The sequence below is a fragment of the Hydrogeniiclostridium mannosilyticum genome, from assembly GCF_003268275.1.
Lineage (GTDB): Bacteria > Bacillota > Clostridia > Oscillospirales > Acutalibacteraceae > Hydrogeniiclostridium > Hydrogeniiclostridium mannosilyticum.
In genome coordinates this window covers 57,151-74,681 of record NZ_QLYR01000006.1, presented here as the reverse complement: position 1 = coordinate 74,681, position 17,531 = coordinate 57,151, and the positions used below count along the sequence as shown (strand labels likewise).

Genomic DNA, 17,531 nt, shown 5'->3' with positions numbered 1-17,531 from the left:
GGAAAGACGGGCGGGTGAGTACCACAAAAGGGCACAGCCATTCGGCTATGCCCTTTTATCTTTTATCTGCCGCCGGTTTATTGGCCGGAGGCGCTGTTCTCCGTCGGGTAGAGGAAATTGCGCAGTAAGGTGCAGTTTTCCGTCAGGTCCTCCATGTACAGAACCTGTCCGGCACCGTCAATCCTGCGGTCCTCAAACGTATTGTCGTTGGGGATGTGCATGGTCTGCTGTTCATAATCCGGAATCTGGCCCATCAGGGAAATCAGGTACAAAATTTCGGAGTTGCTCAGATTGGTGGTGACATGCGGCAGGTAGTCATAGGCAATATTGTTCATCTCAATGGGGTTCAGCCCCTTGAAGCGCTCCAGCATGGCGAGAATAACCTGGCGCTGGCGGCCCGTGCGGCCGAAGTCGCTGTCAATGTCGCGTATACGCGCATAGTAAAGGGCAAGCCGCCCGTCCAGGTGGTTGACGCCCTCGTGCAGATTGCTGCCCATGACCTCGTTTTCATAGGCGGCGCTCTTGGCGCTCATGTCAATATCGATGCCGCCCATCTTGTCAATAACCTGTTCAAAGTTTTCAAAGTCGATTTCCACATATTTGTCAATTTGAATACGGAAGTTGTTCTCCAGGGTCTGCATGGTCAGGGCCGCGCCGCCATTGGCATAGGCGGCGTTAAATTTATGCTTGCCCTCAAGGGTGGGAATCTCCAGGTACATATCCCGCAGAAAGGAGACCAGGCGCAGGGACTTTGTGCGGTTGTCTATAGAGACCAGCATGGTGGTGTCCGAGCGGCTGGAAAGGCCGTCGTCCCCCTTATCCGTGCCAATCAGCAGAATGTTGGTGACCTTGTTGTCATTGATGACGTCCCAGGTTGGGGCCGCGCTGGGCTGCTCGGTATATTTGGACAGGTCCTCTTCAATGCCCGGCGTGCGGTTGACCCGGTTGAGCATGACCGTGGCATATACGCCCACCGCCGCCGCGAGTACCAACACCAGCGACACCAGCACCACGGCCACGCGCTTGCCGGCGCTTTTCTTTTTCCTGCGGTAACGGTTGCCGGTGGGCCGCCGCCCGCCGGAGCTGCTGTAGATGTCGCGGTCTACATAGTTATAGCGGTCAATCGGTTGGCTTTGCCTGCTGTTTTTTCGATTATTAGCCATGATACACTCTCCATATTATTTCACATTCCGTCAGCGGCTGCCGCATATTCACCGCAAAATTCTTCACGCATTCCGAGCCTTGGCCTGGCTGCTCAAGTATTTATATTTTATTGCCTGGCGCGGAATAAGTCAATATTTAGGCCGTTATTAAAATAATAAACTTTTGTAACCGCCCGGCCGGGCGTCCGCTGCAAACAAAATGCCGTGCCGGCGCGTCTAAACTTAATTTAGGCACGTAAGGCGGGCGTAATGCCCGGTGCGGCGCGGATAGGGCTCGATGCTATTTTTGGCCTCCGGCAGCGGATTTATACGCCGCTGGGCTTGGCGCCGCCGGGAGCGTTTGCGGGTTCCCGGCAGAAATAACAGCCCGGCTTCACACCGGAGAAGCCGGGCCGCCGCCCTGAAAATTAAAATTGCGCCAAGCGGTTCAGCGCTTTAATCAGCGGCTGGGGCCGGGGTGAAACTCCTGCTCACAGTAGGCGCAGCGGTATTTTTTATCGCCGCCCAGCAGGAAGATGTGGTCTACCTCCTCCTCGATGCTGGTAATACAGCGGGGGTTCTTACACTGAATGACGTTTTTCAGCTTTTTGGGCAGCTCCAGCTCCTTCTTTTCGGCGATGACGCCGCGGCGGATGATGTTGACGGTGATGCTGCTGTCGATAAACCCGAGAATTTCCAAGTCGATATCGATATCGCCGTCAATCTTAATAATGTCCTTTTTGCCGAACTTTTCACTGCGGGCATTTTTAATAATGGCGACGCAGCAATCCAGCTCGCCCAGGTCGAGCAGGTCGTAGATCATCATACTGGTGCCGGCCTTGATGTGGTCAATAACGATGCCGTTTTGCAGGCTGTCAATGTTAAGCATGGGAGGCCTCTCCTTTCTCTGCCAGCCTCAGCAGGGTAAGAATCAGCGCCATGCGCACATAGACGCCGTTTTGCACCTGCTCAAAATAAGCGGCGCGGGGGTCGCTGTCCACGTCCAGGGCAATCTCGTTAACCCGGGGAAGCGGATGCAGCACCGCCATGCCCGGCTGCGCCAGACGCATTTTATGCCCGGTCAGGATATAGCTGTCCTTTAAACGGACGTAGTCCTCCTCGTTGAAAAAGCGCTCCCGCTGGACGCGCGTCATATAGAGAATGTCGAGACGGGGCAGGGCTTCCTCCAGGGAGGTGGTCTCCTCATAGGGGATGCCGCGCGGGCGGACGGCCTCGTTGAGGACATACTCCGGTACCTTGAGCTCCTCCGGCGAAATCAGCACAAAGCGGATGCCGGCGTAGCGCGAGAGCGCCCGGATGAGGGAATGCACCGTGCGGCCGAACTTGAGGTCGCCGCACAGGCCAATGGTCAAGCCGTCGAGCGTACCCTTGCGCTTGCGTATGGTCATTAGGTCCGCGAGCGTTTGGGTGGGATGCTGGTGGCCGCCGTCGCCGGCGTTGATGACGGGGATGCGGGAGTAGTGCGCGGCGCGCAGGGGCGCGCCCTCCTTCGGGTGGCGCATGGCGCAGATGTCCGCATAGCAGGAGATAACGCGGATGGTGTCCGCCACGCTTTCCCCTTTGGAGGCGGAGCTGGAATCTGCCGAGGAAAAGCCGAGAATGCTGCCGCCCATGTTGAGCATGGCGGCCTCAAAGCTCAGGCGGGTGCGGGTGCTGGGTTCATAAAACAGGGTGGCGAGCTTTTTGCCCGCGCAGGCCTGCGCGTAAGCCTTGGGCTCTGCTTCAATCCGGCCGGCCAAATCCAGCAGGGCGCCGACTTCCTCCACGGAAAAGTCAAGAGGGTCAATCATATGAACCATAACTTATATCACGCCTTTCTTTTCGGCGAATGCCGTTCAAACATCGATCTTGTTGTATGGCTTCACTTGCTCTAACCATATAATATACTATAAAATTGCACGCTTGTCCAGCCTGCGGGAAAAAGCTTCCTGCCGCAAATTCGTGCGTAAGGGGAAAAACTGCGCCCGTTTCACCAAACGGTCTTGAGCAGGACAAGCCGGTATGATAGTATATAGAAAATGGGAGGCGCGCCGCGTGAGAAAAGGGCATTTGACAAATTAAAGTAGAGGCGGTAAAGATGATTATTAATTATTTATAGTTTCTTCTTCATTTCGCGCATTTTCTATAGTATACTAGTTATAAATATATCCGCAGCGGCTTTCCTGCGGGAAAGCCCTTCCCGGTGCGGCCCGGCGCGTTCGTCGCCTTTCCGCCCTCCGGCAGAGAATAAAAGAAAAGAGAATCGGACTATGGTAACACAACGGCGGGGCAATGTCATGGAGGTCAATCTGCACGGCCTGACGGCGCCCGATGCCAAACGGCAGCTTGAACAGCTTTTAAGCCGGATCGATGCAGGTGTAACGGAGCTCGTCGTTATACACGGCTACAACAACGGCCAGGTTTTGCGCGACATGGTGCGCAAACAGCTCAAGCATCCGCGCATCCAGGCAAAGCTGCTCAGCCTCAATCCCGGACAGACGCGGATTTTACTGAAATAAGCAATTGAAAATATACGGCGGTAAGGCCGGCAAGGGGGAGTACAAGTGGCCTTCGTAGAATTCAAGGACGTTACGAAGTACTATCAGATGGGCGAGGTGCGCATCGCGGCGGCAGACGGCGTGACCTTCTCCATTGAAAAGGGTGAATTTGTTATTATTGTGGGCCCCAGCGGCGCGGGTAAAACCACCGTGCTGAATATGCTGGGCGGCATGGATACCTGCTCCGGCGGCTCCATTGAGCTCGACGGCGCGCTGATCAGCGGCTACAACAGCCGCCAGCTGACTGCCTACCGCCGTTATGACGTGGGCTTTGTCTTTCAGTTCTACAACCTGGTGCAGAACCTGACAGCGCTGGAAAATGTGGAGCTGGCCTCGGAAATCTGCCGGGAGCCGCTGCCGGCGGAGGAGGTGCTGCGCGAGGTAGGCCTGACCGAGCGCATGAACAATTTTCCTGCGCAGCTTTCCGGCGGCGAACAACAGCGCGTCGCCATTGCGCGGGCGCTGGCGAAAAACCCCAAGCTGCTGCTCTGCGATGAGCCGACCGGCGCGCTTGATTATAAAACGGGCAAGAACATCCTCCAGCTTTTGCAGGACACCTGCCGCAACACCGGACGCACCGTGGTGGTCATTACGCATAACCAGGCGTTTTCCGCCATTGCAGACCGGGTCATCCGCATCAACAGCGGCAAGGTGGTCGATATGCGCTGCAACCCGAGCCCGGCGTCCGCGCAGACCATTGAATGGTAGCCGCACGGCCGCTGATTGCCGAAACGAAGGATTACACGGATTAAGAAGATGGGGAAGCTTATGAAGAGAAAAGCTTTTAAAAAAGAGGTTTTACGGTCCATTACCCATTCGCTCAGCCGGTTTGGCGCGATTCTCGTCATTGTTGCGCTTGGGGCGGGGTTTTACGCAGGGCTGCGCTCCACCGCGCCCGACATGCGCCTGACGGTGGATCAATATTACGACAGCACACATTTTATGGATCTGCACCTCATCTCGACCCTTGGCTTTACCGATGAGGATGTGGAGAAAATCAAGGAGACGCCCGGCGTTGCCGGCGTGATGGACGGCTACACCGCCGATGTGTTTTTTGAGGTGGACGGCAAGGAAAAGGTTGCCCGCATACATAGCCTGCCCACGGATCAACGAGCGGACAACACGGATTACCTCAACCGGCCGGTGCTGGTTGAGGGCCGCCTGCCCGAAAAAAGCGGCGAGTGCGTCATGGACAAGGGCAAGGGCGACCTGGGCGGGATCCAGGTGGGCGACACAATCTCGCTTTATACCGCGTCCGGCGACCTGGCGGACACCCTGCGCTGTCAGGAATACACGGTCGTCGGGCTGGTAAATTCCTCGTACTATATTTCCTTTTCCCTGGGCTCCACCACCATTGGCAACGGCACGCTGAGCCGTTACATCTATGTGCCGGAATCCGACTTTCTCACCGAATTTAAAACGGACCTGCATGTTTCTGTCGCGGGCGCGCAGGAGCTTTCCACCTTTGATGATGCCTACTGGAGCACGGTGGCGCCGGTCAAGACGGCGCTGGAGGAATTGGGCAGGGACCGGGCCAGCATCCGCTATGACGATATTTTCAGCGAGGCGGAGCAGCAGCTCGATGATGCCCAGGCCGCTTATGATGAAAACAAGCAGAAGGCCCAGGCGGAGCTTGACAGCGCCAAGCGGCAGCTCGACGATGCCGGGCGGCAGATCGCCGAAAACGAGCAGAAGCTCGCGGAAAGCCGCCGCCAGCTCCAGTCTGGCCGCAGCAGCCTGGCGGACGCGGAAAAGAAGCTAAAGCAGTCCGAGGAGGAATATAACGCGGGCGTGGAGGAGCTTGAGGCGCAAAAGAAAAAGCTTCAGGATCCCACCGCCCAGCTGGATGAAAAGGCAGCGGAGCTGGAAAAGCAGGCGCAAGCGCTTGCACAGCAAAGGGAACAGCTGGAGGCTGCCCTGCCAGCAGTGGAGCAATGCCGCGAAAACCTGCCTCTTCTGACCGAAACCGTAAGGGCCTGTCAGGAGGAGCTGGACAAACTGCCGGAGGACGACCCCTTGCGGCCCACCCTGGAAAGCCAGCTGCAAGCCGCGCAGGAGAACCTGAAGGCCTGCCAGGACACCGTCGCCGCCTATGAGGAGGGCATGGCCCGGGTTGCGGCGGGCGAGCAGCAGCTGGCGGCGGCCCGCCTTCAGCTGGAGGAGGCACGGAAAAAGGCGGAGCAGCAGCTGGCAGCCGCGCAGGCGCAAATCGATGCGGCGCAGCAGCAGCTCGACGGCGCCAGGGCGCAGCTGGACAGCGGCCTGGCGGCCCTGGAGCAAAACCGCAGCCGGATCGAAAGCGGCGAGCGGGAGCTGAAAATCGGCACGGCAAAACTCGAAACCGCTAAAACGGAGCTGGCCTCCGGCCGTACGGAGTACGAGGAAAGCAAGGCCAAGGCGGAGCAGGAGCTTGCGGATGCCGCCCAGAAAATCGCCGACGGGCGCGAAGACCTGGAGAAGCTTTCAGAACCGGAATGGTATGTGCTGGACCGTAAGACCAATGTGGGCTTTGCCAGCATCGATGCCGACACAGACCGCATGGAGTCCCTCTCCACCATCTTTCCGCTCCTGTTCTTCCTGGTCGCGGCACTGGTGGCGCTGACGACCATGACGCGCATGGTCGAAGAGGACCGCGTCATCATCGGCACCTATAAGGCCCTGGGCTACAGCAAGGGCAAAATCATCTTCAAATATGTATTCTACGCGGCTTCTGCCAGCATTGTGGGCAGCGTCGCCGGGGTTGCGCTCGGCTCCTGGGGCCTGCCGAATATCTGCTGGAACTCCTACCGCATCCTCTACATTGCGCCCTCTCTGGTACCGAATTTTGATTTCAAATATGCCCTGATCGGCACCCTGGCCGCCGTTGCCTGTACGCTCGCGGCGACGCTGTGGGCCTGCTGGTCCACGCTGGCGGAATCCCCCGCGGCACTGATGCTGCCCCGCGCGCCGAAAGCGGGCAAGCGCATTTTGCTTGAGCGTGCGGGCTTTATTTGGAAACGGCTCAAATTTACCCACAAGGTCACCTGCCGCAACCTCTTCCGCTACAAAAAGCGGTTGATTATGACCATTGTCGGTATTGCGGGCTGCACGGCGCTGCTGCTGACCGGCTTTGGCATCAAGGATTCGGTCTCCGACATTATGTCCAAGCAGTATGACGGCATCTACCGCTATGACACCGTCGTGGAAACGGATAAAAAGCAGCTTACCGCCGACCTGACGGATCTGCTCGACGACCCCGAAAATTTCAGCGGCTGGCAGCGGGCGTACCAGCGGTCCGCCGAGCTCAAAAACGGCGGCAATACCATAACCGCGTATCTGTTTGTCCCCGAGGATACCGGGGCGCTGAAGAGCTTCATCAACCTGCGTACGCGGGGCTCAGGGGCGGATGTCCCCTTCGATGAGGGTTCCGCCGTACTCAGCGAAAAGACCGCGCGCCTGCTCGGTGTGGATGTGGGCGGCGCCGTCACGCTTGAAAACGACGATGGGGAGGACGTGTCCTTTACCGTGACCGGCATCACGGAAAACTATATCTACCACTACCTGTATATCGCCCCGGAGGTATACGCGGAAAAGATGGGCAAGGAACCGGAGTACAACGAAATTCAGGCAATTTGCAGCATTCCGGCGGATCAGGCCGATGCGCGCCAGAGCCTGCTGGACAGCCTGCTGGAAAAGAGGGGGGTCTCCACCGCCGCCTTCACCACCGATGCCCGCTCTAGCTTTGACGATATGATCGCCAGCCTAAACTATGTCATTCTGGTCATTATCCTGTGCGCCGGCGCGCTGGCCTTCGTTGTGCTCTACAACCTGACCAACATCAATATTACCGAGCGGCAGCGCGAAATTGCCACCATCAAGGTGCTGGGCTTCTTCGACCGGGAGGTCAGCGCCTACATCTACCGCGAGACCGCCCTGCTGACGCTCATGGGCTGTGCGTTGGGGCTGGTGCTGGGCATTTTCATGCACCTGTTTGTCATTCAGACCGTGGAGGTGGAGCTGGTCATGTTCGGGCGCGACATCCACGCGCTCAGCTTTGTCTGGAGCGCCGCCCTGACCCTGGCGTTCTCTCTGGTTGTCAACCTGGTCATGTACCATAAGCTGAAAAAGATCGACATGGTGGAGAGCCTTAAATCCGTGGATTGACGGGGCACACAAAACGAAAGAACGAAAAACCAACAGGGCGGCCGTAGGAGGAAATAGGCTTGAGGATCGAGGATCTGAGAAATTTTTTTACCAACTGCAACGACCGGCTGATCGAGGTCAGCGGGGATTTCATCTACTACGCGGAGGAAAAAGTGGAGGAGGGCCTCAACAGCCTTTTTCTGCTGGAGTATAACCGCATGACAAAACGGGAACGCATCATCGCCAATTACATTCTAAATGACCCCTCGTTTGTCTGCCACTATTTCAGCTTTTCCAGCGATATGATCATTATCATGGAAAACGGCGGCAGCGATGCCTGGATTCTGCGCGTTGACAAAGCCAGCGGGCAGGAACGCAATTTCGTGCAGCTGTGCCTGATAGAAGACGTACGCGGCTGCATAGCGCTGGATGCCGGGCACATCCTGTTTTTCACAGCCGCCGGGACGAAAGGCGAGGGCCACGCGGCCTACTTATATGACCTGGAGGAGCAATGCTACTACTATATTCACGACCCGCGCATCTGCGCGCTGGATGCACATTGCTTCGTGCCCTTTGACCCCGACGGGCAGGTGCGCCTGCTGGTGCTTCAGCCCTACGGTGATGAAGCCGACAAGGAAAAGGCGTACCGTGACCGGCGCTGGCTGGGCGACCATGTCAACGACAATGTTTGGATCTGCCCGCTGCTGGACTTCATTGTCTCGGTAAAAGCCGGTGAGGCGCAGACGCCGCTGGAGCTGATTATGCGCGCGGGCACCGCGGGCCTGCTTCGCTATGTGGGCATGGACGGCGGCAGCCTTTACTTTCGCGCCAAATATTACCCGGATAACGACCAGCGCATCTGTGCCTATAACAAGCTCACCGGCAAAAAAACAGTGGTCGCGCCCCTAAACGCCAGTGAAAGCGGCGCTCCCTCTTCTTTTTTAATCTCCGCCGGAGAGGCGCCGCTGTGTGCCTACCGGGTGACAAAGGGCGATGATTACAGCCAGGTGGACGGCGTTATCCATTCCTCCCTGCACACCTACGTTAAGGCGGAGGTCGGCGACATTGTCGCCTGCGTGGAGGACCGCTACCTGGTTGGGCGCTATATCCTTGCAGACGAAGAAAACTCCTACGAATTTCACACCATCTTTGACAGCAAAACCGGGCGGCAGCAGAGCTTTGAGTGCCGGGCCGCTGTAAAGGGCGACACGGTTGTCCTTTATTAAACCGCCCGCCGCAGCGCCCCGCCAACCGGCTTCTCCTCCGGAGGGGCGCCAGAAGCAAAAGAACGGGGGTGTGCTGTTTCTGCACATCCCCGTTCTTTATCTGTTTTTATAAGCTGGGTTCAGCCGCGCCGGCGGGTACGGAACCGCCTGGCTGGTCCGCCCCAATATATAATCCGTACTTGTCTTGTAAAAATCGGCGAGCTTCATCACAAGCCGGGTGGGGATCTCCCGTTTGCCCGTCTCGTAATTACTGTAAACCCGCTGGTCAATATCCAGCACCAGAGCAATCTGCCTTTGCTTCATATCCCGGTCTTTACGCAAGCGCCTCAGCCTTGGATAATAATACATTGCCGTCACCTCAATGTATAATACTAGCCCGGTCCCCCTAAAAACTATTGACCTTACTATTTTATGGTAGTAAAATAAAAAGTACGGATGCCTTAAAGCTATGCTTTCAGCACCGGGCTGAGAGAGGGGGTCACCGGCTGCTATAGGCTCAGCGATTTTCGCCGTTTTTCATAAGGGACGGGATTGTCTGTGCGCCCAAGGATGTAATCGGTGCTGGTGCCGTAGTAGTCTGCAAGCTGTAAAAGGTAGCGAACGGGCAAGGTCTGCTTTCCTGTCTCATAGTTGCTGTAAACCCGCTGGTCAATATCCAGCAGCTGCGCAACCTCCTTCTGCTTCAGGTCGTGGTCTTCCCGTAAATCTCTTAGCCTTCGGTAATACATTGAATCACCTCAATGTATACTCTACATACTACCGTATGATAGTATGCCGTTCTACTATATTTTGATAGTAAATTTATTGTGAATATACGCCTCTTTCCCTTTTATAGATTGTGCGCACATTTACCTACAAATATACGCCCGCATAAAGAAAAAGCACAAAACGTCCTGTTTTTATGCTTGCCCCGGCAGAGCCTGTGCCGCCGCCCTGCTTTTATTTTCAGAAGTTTATTTTCTTAGCCTTGACTTTTCCGGCGCCTCCTGCCTATAATTTAATCACATCTATTCCGCCGGGAGCCCGCGGCCCCCGGCAGTATATTGATGCGACAGTAGGCTTTATTTTTTTGAAAGGAGGTACTACGGCTTGGCGAATCTTACCCTGAAGGAAAAAGACCTGAAAACCACCGCCCGGCGGGAGGCGATTCTCGCGGTAATCGTGGAATTTGACCGCCCGGTCACTGCGGAGGATATTTTTATGGCGGTGCTGCAGCGCGAGCACATGAGCCTGTCAACCATATACCGGGCGCTGGGCGCGCTCACCGAAAAGGAAATCCTCCTCAAAAATGCCGGGCAGGACGGTAAAACCTACTATCAAATGAACACACGCAGGCATAAGCATTACCTGCGATGCACCGGCTGTAATGAAATTGTGCCCCTGAACGATTGCCCCCTGCACGCGCTGGAAAAGGAATTGAGCGAAAAAACAGGGTACCTGATCACCGGCCACAGCCTGGAGCTGACCGGGCTTTGCCCAAAATGCGCAGGCAAAAAAAACAGCCCGCCCAACCTGTGAGCCCCAGCGGCTTTTTGTTTTGAACCGCCGCTGTGCACCTCTTGCGCGGAAACACCGCCATGGGCCATAACCTATCATTTGGTTGACCGAACTCTCATATAAATAATAAAGGAAGCTAAAAATATGGATGATTTACTGAAAATACTGTATGAAAACCGTGAGGACAGCCCGTTTTGGACTCCGGCCTCGGAGAGCACGGAGGTCGACCTGTACAGCCGCCGCCTTCAGGCGCTGGAGGACCTGAAGGGCTGCCTTACACGGGAGCAGCTGGCACTGCTGGAGCAATACATGAAGGCCAATGAAAGCATGGATGAATTATTTTATAAAAAAGATTTTGTGAGCGGTTTTTACATGGGCCTGACTTATCCTGACGAGCAGCAGGCACAGCGCAGCCGCCCGAACCGGGAGAACTCCAAGCGCAAGGGCGCGCGGGGCAAAAAATAATGCAGGCCTTTGCTTCCAGCTGATTAATTTTAAACCCATTGAAAACAAAAAAACAACAGGCCAGGCCCGGGATCACGGACGATCCCGGGCCTGGTTTTGTATAAACGCATAAAAACAGCTTTTATCCTGGCAGCCCAAAAGGGGGGACGCCGTCCGGCGCCCCCCCTCTCGGGTTGTTGAGGAAGAATTTATGAAAAAGGTCTTGTAAGCGTTTCAATGGGGAACATCTTTCAGTCCCCGGAGGATTCGGACAGGGTTACGGTAGCCGTAAAGGTCTTGCCTGTCAGGCCGTTGTACACCTCCAGCGTAACCTCATCACCCGGTTTTTTGGTACTCACATAGTTGGTGATGGTCGCTTGGCTGGTGACCTCTGTGTCGTCGATTTTCGTGATGACACAGCCCTGGGAAATCCCCGCCTTTCTGACGGACTCATTGGTGACCTCCGCCACATACATGCCTTGTGTCAGGCCGTACATCCTGGCGGACATGGCGTCCAGATACTGGCCGGAAATACCCAGCATGGCGCGGTCCTTGACATAGCCGTACTGCTTCAGGGAGTTGATGACCGGCTCCGCTTCATCAATCGGAATGGAGAAGCCGAGGCCCTCATAGCCGGTGGCGACAATCTTCGAGGAGTTGATGCCCACAACCTGTCCCCTGGAATTGACCAGCGCGCCGCCGGAATTGCCCGGGTTAATGGCTGCATCCGTCTGGATGCAGTTCATGGTGTAGCCGGAAGAGGTAGTAATAGGCCGGTTCAGCGCAGAGATATAACCGATGGTTACACTGGAGTTCAGCTCCAGGCCGCCGGGGTTGCCGACCGCCATAACCTGGTCGGCAATCTGCAGCTCCTCAGAGGAGCCGAACTCAGCCGCCGTCAGGCCCGTGGCATTGATCTTGATGACCGCCAGGTCCGTGACCTCGTCGCTGCCAATCAGCTCCGCCTCGTAGGTCGTGCCGTCCGAGGTGATGACCTTAATTGCATCCGCACCGGACACCACGTGCGCGTTGGTAATAATATACCCGTCACTGGTTGCAATAATACCGGAGCCCTCGCTGCTTGGCGAAACCTCAGAGTCCTGCCGGGTCTGCTGAGTCCCTGCACCGATATAATTCGTTGTATTTTGGTAATTCTGAATACACACCACGCTCGGGATCACCTTTGCGGCAACCTCCTGCATAGTCAGGCCGGAGCCCTGCGTGTTGGCGGAGTGGTTGACAATATTGCCGCTGCTGCCGGAGTCCTCCTTGCCGTCCCCGGCAGCGGAGCTGTCGGCCTTGCCGTTGATATCCATACCGGAGGAAGCTCCGCCGATGGTGATATAGCCCGCGTTCGCCAGGGCAAGCACCCCGCCGACGGAGGCGCCGGAAACCACCAGGCACGCCAGCACACAGGCCACAATTTTCAAGGCCAGCTTCCCGCCGCGGCCTTTTTTGCGCGGCGGCTTGGGCGGCTTTTGCTGTTGGTTCTGGGGGCCCGGCGCTTGAGCTGGCCTGGCATAATGATAGGCGCTGCCGCTCCACTGGTACTGCGAGGAGGGCTGGCCCGCCTGCTGGTTCGTCTGCTGGTTTACCGTGTAAGCATTGCCGTTATAGGCCGTGCCCCCGTTGGTGTAGTAGCTGCCGCCATAGGCGGGCTGGGCCGCAGGCCCGGCCGGCGGCCAGGACTGTGCGTCCGCCGTGCCTTGCGGCTCTTGTGCGGCGGCCTGTTCGCCGGTTCCCGGGGCTTCCGGTTCAAAAGCGGCCGTGTTCTCCGCCGCGCCCTGCTCGTTCATGCTCCGGTAATCCTGCTGGAAGCTTTCGGTTTCACCGAGAGCATTGTTTACGGCCTCATTGTTTTTTTCGTTCTTCAGCGGCTCCGTGCTTCCATTCGTTTCATTTATATTGCTATTTAATGGATCATACATAGCGACCCCGTCCTTTCACACTGTTCTTGGCCTCTTAACCTTGTGATTCTATTATCGGGCCCGAATGTGATAGATATGTGATGATAATTCAACGGTTTGATGATAGATTCACGAATATTTTGTAAACGGAACGCCGCTTTGTGAACAAATCTTTACGAACCGGCTTTTGTTATTTGTTATTAGTATGGACCGGTCCGCAGGCTTTCAATCAATTCAATTCGCCCGCCGCAAATTTTTTGCGGTTCCTGCCCGCCCTAGGGAAAATCCGGTGGCTATTTTCCGTTTGATGTGGTACACTGAATAAAACGAAGCGAACAGGAGGGGTGGGCCTTGCCCAGGTTCTTTATTGATTATGTACCGGACGGCGCCGCCGTTATTACCGGCGGCGATGCACAGCACATCGCCCATGCGCTGCGGATGCGCCGGGGCGAAAAATTGGTGCTTTGCGACTGCCTCGGCATGGATTACGACGGGGAGATTGAACGGATCGAGCCCGGCGGGACAAGCGTGCTGGTGCGTATTTTGGGCTGCTGTCAAAGCGTGAGCGAGCCCAGCCTGCGCGTTACCCTGTACCAGGCCCTTCCTAAGCAGGATAAATTTGACACCGTGGTGCAGAAGGCGGTGGAGCTGGGCGTCTACCGGATTGTCCCCGTGCTTTCGGCCCGCTGTGTTTCCCGCCCGGACGAAAAGGCGTTTGTCAAAAAGCGCCAGCGCTGGCAAAAAATTGCCGATGAGGCAGCCAAGCAGAGTGGGCGGGGGATTTTACCGCAAATCGGGGGCCTGAAAAAATTTCCAGAGGCCATTGAGGAGGCCGCCGCAGAGGAGGGCTGCAAAACCTTACTCTTTTATGAGGGCGGCGGCGAGCGCATTCTGAGCCTGCTGCGGGAGGATACCCCTTCCGCGGCGGTGTTTATCGGCCCTGAGGGGGGCTTTGAGCCCGGCGAGGTGGCGCTTGCCCGGCACGCGGGCGCGGCCTGCGCTACCCTGGGCCCGCGCATCCTGCGTACAGAGACAGCCCCCATCGCCGCGCTCGCGGCGATTATGCAGGCCACAGGCAACCTTTAAGCGCACGTTCATTATTAGAATTGATGTCCCGGTGGGCCGCCCCTTACTTAAAATCCTCGCTTTTGCCGTCTACGGCGGCTTACCACTTTGTTTACAGCAGGAGGAAAACGAATGAAGATTGACATTCAGGCCGGCGGTATTTGGTACCATGGCTCCAACGCCCTGTTTACAGAGCTGCGGGCAGGCAGCACCATTACGCAGTGGAAGGCGCTGGCAGAGGCCTTTTCGCATAAACCGACGCTGCTGGGCTATGACGACGACGGCAGTATTTTTCACAATGGGAAGGAAAAGGGGTATTTATACATGATAGATGAGCCCATTGAAGCCGGTAAGGACATCTACCAGCACCCGAGAAGCACGATGGATGAAAACGCTGAATTTTTAACCAACCGTCCGCTGTCTGTACGTCTGGTGGGCGAAGTAGGCAATCCGGATTAAAAACTGCGCGGGCCTGCTTGGGTGGGCAGCGCGTTTATTTCATCCTTCACCTACATCGCGTTGCCGCTTCACCGCCGCCGTCCTGCCGCCCGTACCCTGTCTGGGCGCAGGCAAGCGCAAAGGGGCCCGGGCAGTTCTGAAACCAGAACCGCCCGGGCCCCTTCGACGGAATAAGCTTCCGATACGCTCCGGCCGCAACGGAGCGCCTATGTTTTCAAAAACAGAACGGCGCGAGGCTCTGCCCTTAAGAAGCAATTCCCCTTAAGAGGAACCCATCCGGAAGGGTTCCTCCCCGGCTTCCCTACATCAACGGATGTGGCGTTCTGCCCGGATAAAGTCAAAATTAGTCTCTGGCGGAGAGGACGTTTTTCTCATAGTCCTTGACGTCCTTAAACCATTCCTGCTTCTGCGGGACATTGTTGCGTGCGCAGAACTCATCCCACACGTCGCCGAACGGATAGGTCTTCATGCCCTCGCTGACGACCATCAGCTCGGTGAAGTTGGCCTCGTCCTGCATCTTCTTCATGTCGGCGGACGGCATCAGCAGGGCGTAGAGCAGGCCCTTCATCATGCTGCGCATGCCGACAACCCAAGCGGAGATGCGGTTGATGCTGGCATCGAAGAAGTCCAGGCCGATGACAACGCGGTCCAGCGCGTCGCAGCGAACAATTTCCTTGGAAATTTCTCTGAGCTCGTCGTCAAAAATGACTACGTGGTCGCTGTCCCAGCGAACCGGGCGGCTGACGTGCAGCGCAACCTTGTCAAAGAACACCAGCATGGTGGGGATCTTGTCGGAGATCATCTCCGTCGGATGGAAGTGGCCGCTGTCAAGCAGGCACATGAGGTCGTTTCTTGCCGCGTAGTTCATGTAGAACTCGTGAGAACCGACGGTGCAGGATTCTACGCCGATGCCAAACACTTTGGACTCAACCGCATCCAGCACATATTTTTTGTCGTAATGAACGGAATAAATTTCATCCAGGGATTTCTTCAGCAGCTCACGGGGGCCCTTGCGGTCAGCCGGGATGTCCTTGAAGCCGTCGGGAATCCAGATGTTGACCAGGCAGGGGGTGCCCAGCTCCTTGGCGAAGTACTCGGCAATTTTACGGCAGGCCTTGCAATGCTCTACCCAGAACTGGCGAACCTCCTCCTTCGGGCTGGAGAGCGTCAGGTTATCAACCACCATCGGGTCGGAGAACAGCGTGGGGTTAAAGTCCAGGCCCAGGCCGCGCTCTTTGGCAAACTCGACCCACTTGGCAAAGTGCTTGGGCTCCAGCTTGTTTTTCGGCACGCTCTCGCCGTCGGTGATGGCGTAGCAGGCATGCAGGTTAATGCGGTGCTTGCCGGGGATCAGGCTTAGCGCCTTGTCGATGTCGGCCATCAGCTCCTCAGGGGTTCTGGCGCGGCCCGGATAGTTACCGGTTGCCTGGATGCCGCCGCTGAGCTCAACATCCTCAAAGCCCCTTACGTCGTCGCCCTGCCAGCAGTGCATGGAAACGCTGACATTCTGCAGCTTTTTCAGCGCGGCTTCAGTGTCCACGCCAATAGCGGCATAGGTTTCTTTTGCAGATTCATACCTTGTCATATTCGATAATCTCCTTTTCATGATATTCCGCGGGGGAACCGCGATTTTTACTGTTATAGAGCAGGGACGGGGCGCAGGCGCGCCCTGCCCTGTATACGAAGCGGAGACACACGCCCAGGCAATGTGCCCGGGCCGTTTTCTGCTTCTGCCTGCCGCCCGGCGGGCACCAAGGCGCAACAGGCTTCAGTCTAAGTATAAAAGGAGCCGCCCCGGAAAAGAAGAACGCTGTTTGAAAAAAATTACGTCCTTATTTGCAGTGCTGCCGGCCGGCCCGGCGGTAGAAAAAACTTCCGCCGGGCCCCTATGGCGACGGGCTGGCCCCGCTGTGCGCCGCCCGGTATTTCTTGGGGCTCATGCCATATTTTTGTGAAAAACGGCGGTAAAAATAGCTGGTGTTGTCGTAGCCCACCGCCTCGATAATGTCCGTCACCGGCAGGCGGGTCTCCGCAAGCAGAGAGGCCGCCTTATTAAAGCGCTTCAGCTGTAGCAGCTCCTTAAAAGTAAACCCTGTTTGCGCCTTAATCAGGCGGCTCAGCTCATAGACGGACTGGTTTTCCCGGCGGGCCAGCTCGGTGAGGCTGGCCTCCTTGTAGTTTTCTTCAATATAACGCAGCGCCGCCATTGCCAGCCGGCTGGCGTAGCGGTCGGCCTTGCCCTGCTCAATGCGGTCCGTGTAATTCAGCAGCTGCAAAAACAGCAGGCCCATCGTGGTTTGGGCAATTTTCTGCCCGTTGAGCTGGCGGTTTTCCAGCGACCAAACCATATTTTCCACCAGGTTCTGCACCGGCAGCACATCCGACACATGAAAGTGCAGGTATTGCGACTGGCTGGAGTCCCGCATCAGCGTGCTGATGATAAAATTACTCAGCACGTTTTCTTCCTCCATCATATCGAACGCCACGTCAAAAAATTCCGGCAGAATGATGAAATTGATGCCGATGTCGTCCTTGCCCGCGGGGAGAACCTCATGGCTGCAGTGCTGGTTCATAAACAGCAGATCGCCGGTCTCCAGCGTAACCCGGTCGCCATTGTTGATGATATGTGTTGTACGGCCCCGGCACATATACATAATTTCTATATAATTATGCTTGTGCCGGGGAAAATCAATAAACCGGGTGTGGGTGCGCACGTCAATCAGGCGGCCCTTTTCCAGCATCTTGCGGCTGTCTATGGTAAAATCGCTGCCGGCGGTGTAGAGGGTCTTGCGCACTTGGGTACGCCCGTCCAGAATCTCCTGCTCCTCGCCGGTGATCTGCTCGAGTGTGTGCATTAGGTCCTGGTTCATCGCGGTTCCCTCCCCGTTATCCGTCTCTTTACAGCCCCATTATAGCACGGAAGCCAGGCGGCTTCAATCTTTTCCGCTCAGCCGGTATGCGCGCATAAAAATCCGCCGCGCGGATGCCGGTGATTTTTGTGCGCTCGGCAACCTTTCAACACTTTCAACAGGTTTTCAACGGGCCGCGTCCCGTTTTTAGTGGCAGCTGTTCGTGCGCGGGGCGCGCCTGTGTCGAGGCGCCCTTATGCCG

The 17,531-nt window shown here is 56.5% G+C and carries 16 protein-coding genes; 8 read left to right on the top strand and 8 right to left on the bottom strand.

Features of this window, described 5'->3' with window-relative positions:
* Window positions 1–77: 77 nt before the first annotated feature.
* The 3 genes from DPQ25_RS09810 to pyrB form a co-directional block, all read right to left on the bottom strand.
* Window positions 78–1,163, bottom strand: coding sequence for an LCP family protein (locus DPQ25_RS09810; protein ID WP_112333001.1), 1,086 nt, complete (start codon window positions 1,161–1,163; stop codon window positions 78–80).
* Window positions 1,164–1,602: 439 nt separating this feature from the next.
* Window positions 1,603–2,031, bottom strand: coding sequence for an aspartate carbamoyltransferase regulatory subunit (locus tag DPQ25_RS09805; RefSeq protein WP_112333000.1), 429 nt, complete (start codon window positions 2,029–2,031; stop codon window positions 1,603–1,605).
* Window positions 2,024–2,962: an aspartate carbamoyltransferase gene (gene pyrB / locus DPQ25_RS09800; RefSeq protein ID WP_112332999.1), complete on the bottom strand. Its 939-nt coding sequence runs from the start codon at window positions 2,960–2,962 to the stop codon at window positions 2,024–2,026. The genes DPQ25_RS09805 and pyrB overlap by 8 nt, the downstream gene beginning before the upstream one ends.
* A 450-nt stretch (window positions 2,963–3,412) precedes the next feature.
* On the opposite strand from pyrB, the gene DPQ25_RS09795 reads away from it, so the two are divergent.
* The 4 genes from DPQ25_RS09795 (at window position 3,413) to DPQ25_RS09780 (ending at window position 9,048) form a co-directional block, all read left to right on the top strand.
* On the top strand, window positions 3,413–3,661 hold the full coding sequence (locus DPQ25_RS09795; protein WP_112332998.1) for a Smr/MutS family protein: 249 nt from the start codon (window positions 3,413–3,415) through the stop codon (window positions 3,659–3,661).
* A gap of 87 nt (window positions 3,662–3,748) precedes the next feature.
* Window positions 3,749–4,408: an ABC transporter ATP-binding protein gene (locus tag DPQ25_RS09790; RefSeq protein ID WP_216084014.1), complete on the top strand. Its 660-nt coding sequence runs from the start codon at window positions 3,749–3,751 to the stop codon at window positions 4,406–4,408.
* 60 nt (window positions 4,409–4,468) lie between these two features.
* Window positions 4,469–7,843 carry an FtsX-like permease family protein gene (locus tag DPQ25_RS09785; protein ID WP_177576976.1) on the top strand — a complete coding sequence of 1,125 codons (3,375 nt, stop codon included), beginning with the start codon at window positions 4,469–4,471 and terminating at the stop codon, window positions 7,841–7,843.
* A gap of 59 nt (window positions 7,844–7,902) precedes the next feature.
* Window positions 7,903–9,048 carry a hypothetical protein gene (locus DPQ25_RS09780; RefSeq protein WP_112332995.1) on the top strand — a complete coding sequence of 382 codons (1,146 nt, stop codon included), beginning with the start codon at window positions 7,903–7,905 and terminating at the stop codon, window positions 9,046–9,048.
* 96 nt (window positions 9,049–9,144) lie between these two features.
* On the opposite strand, the gene DPQ25_RS09775 is transcribed toward DPQ25_RS09780, so the two are convergent.
* On the bottom strand, window positions 9,145–9,396 hold the full coding sequence (locus DPQ25_RS09775; protein WP_112332994.1) for a helix-turn-helix domain-containing protein: 252 nt from the start codon (window positions 9,394–9,396) through the stop codon (window positions 9,145–9,147).
* Between the two features lie 140 nt (window positions 9,397–9,536).
* Window positions 9,537–9,776: a helix-turn-helix domain-containing protein gene (locus DPQ25_RS09770; RefSeq protein WP_112332993.1), complete on the bottom strand. Its 240-nt coding sequence runs from the start codon at window positions 9,774–9,776 to the stop codon at window positions 9,537–9,539.
* A gap of 361 nt (window positions 9,777–10,137) precedes the next feature.
* Between DPQ25_RS09770 and DPQ25_RS09760 the strand changes: the two genes are divergently transcribed.
* Complete coding sequence (locus tag DPQ25_RS09760) at window positions 10,138–10,566, top strand: Fur family transcriptional regulator (RefSeq protein WP_112332991.1); 429 nt, start codon at window positions 10,138–10,140, stop codon at window positions 10,564–10,566.
* A 123-nt stretch (window positions 10,567–10,689) separates the two neighbouring features.
* Window positions 10,690–11,010, top strand: coding sequence for a hypothetical protein (locus DPQ25_RS09755; protein ID WP_112332990.1), 321 nt, complete (start codon window positions 10,690–10,692; stop codon window positions 11,008–11,010).
* 230 nt (window positions 11,011–11,240) lie between these two features.
* Here DPQ25_RS09755 and DPQ25_RS09750 read toward each other — a convergent pair whose 3' ends face one another.
* Complete coding sequence (locus DPQ25_RS09750) at window positions 11,241–12,917, bottom strand: S1C family serine protease (protein WP_242978289.1); 1,677 nt, start codon at window positions 12,915–12,917, stop codon at window positions 11,241–11,243.
* Between the two features lie 330 nt (window positions 12,918–13,247).
* Between DPQ25_RS09750 and DPQ25_RS09745 the strand changes: the two genes are divergently transcribed.
* Window positions 13,248–13,982 (top strand): 16S rRNA (uracil(1498)-N(3))-methyltransferase, encoded by a 735-nt coding sequence (locus DPQ25_RS09745; protein ID WP_112332989.1) that lies wholly within the window; start codon window positions 13,248–13,250, stop codon window positions 13,980–13,982.
* Window positions 13,983–14,093: 111 nt separating this feature from the next.
* Window positions 14,094–14,420, top strand: coding sequence for a hypothetical protein (locus DPQ25_RS09740; RefSeq protein ID WP_112332988.1), 327 nt, complete (start codon window positions 14,094–14,096; stop codon window positions 14,418–14,420).
* A 343-nt stretch (window positions 14,421–14,763) separates the two neighbouring features.
* Here DPQ25_RS09740 and DPQ25_RS09735 read toward each other — a convergent pair whose 3' ends face one another.
* Both DPQ25_RS09735 and DPQ25_RS09730 read right to left on the bottom strand, forming a co-directional pair.
* Window positions 14,764–16,005 (bottom strand): L-rhamnose isomerase, encoded by a 1,242-nt coding sequence (locus DPQ25_RS09735; protein ID WP_112332987.1) that lies wholly within the window; start codon window positions 16,003–16,005, stop codon window positions 14,764–14,766.
* Window positions 16,006–16,306: 301 nt separating this feature from the next.
* The gene (locus DPQ25_RS09730; RefSeq protein ID WP_112332986.1) at window positions 16,307–17,290 is read right to left on the bottom strand and encodes a helix-turn-helix domain-containing protein; all 984 of its coding nucleotides are present in this window, start codon (window positions 17,288–17,290) and stop codon (window positions 16,307–16,309) included.
* Window positions 17,291–17,531 lie beyond the last annotated feature (241 nt).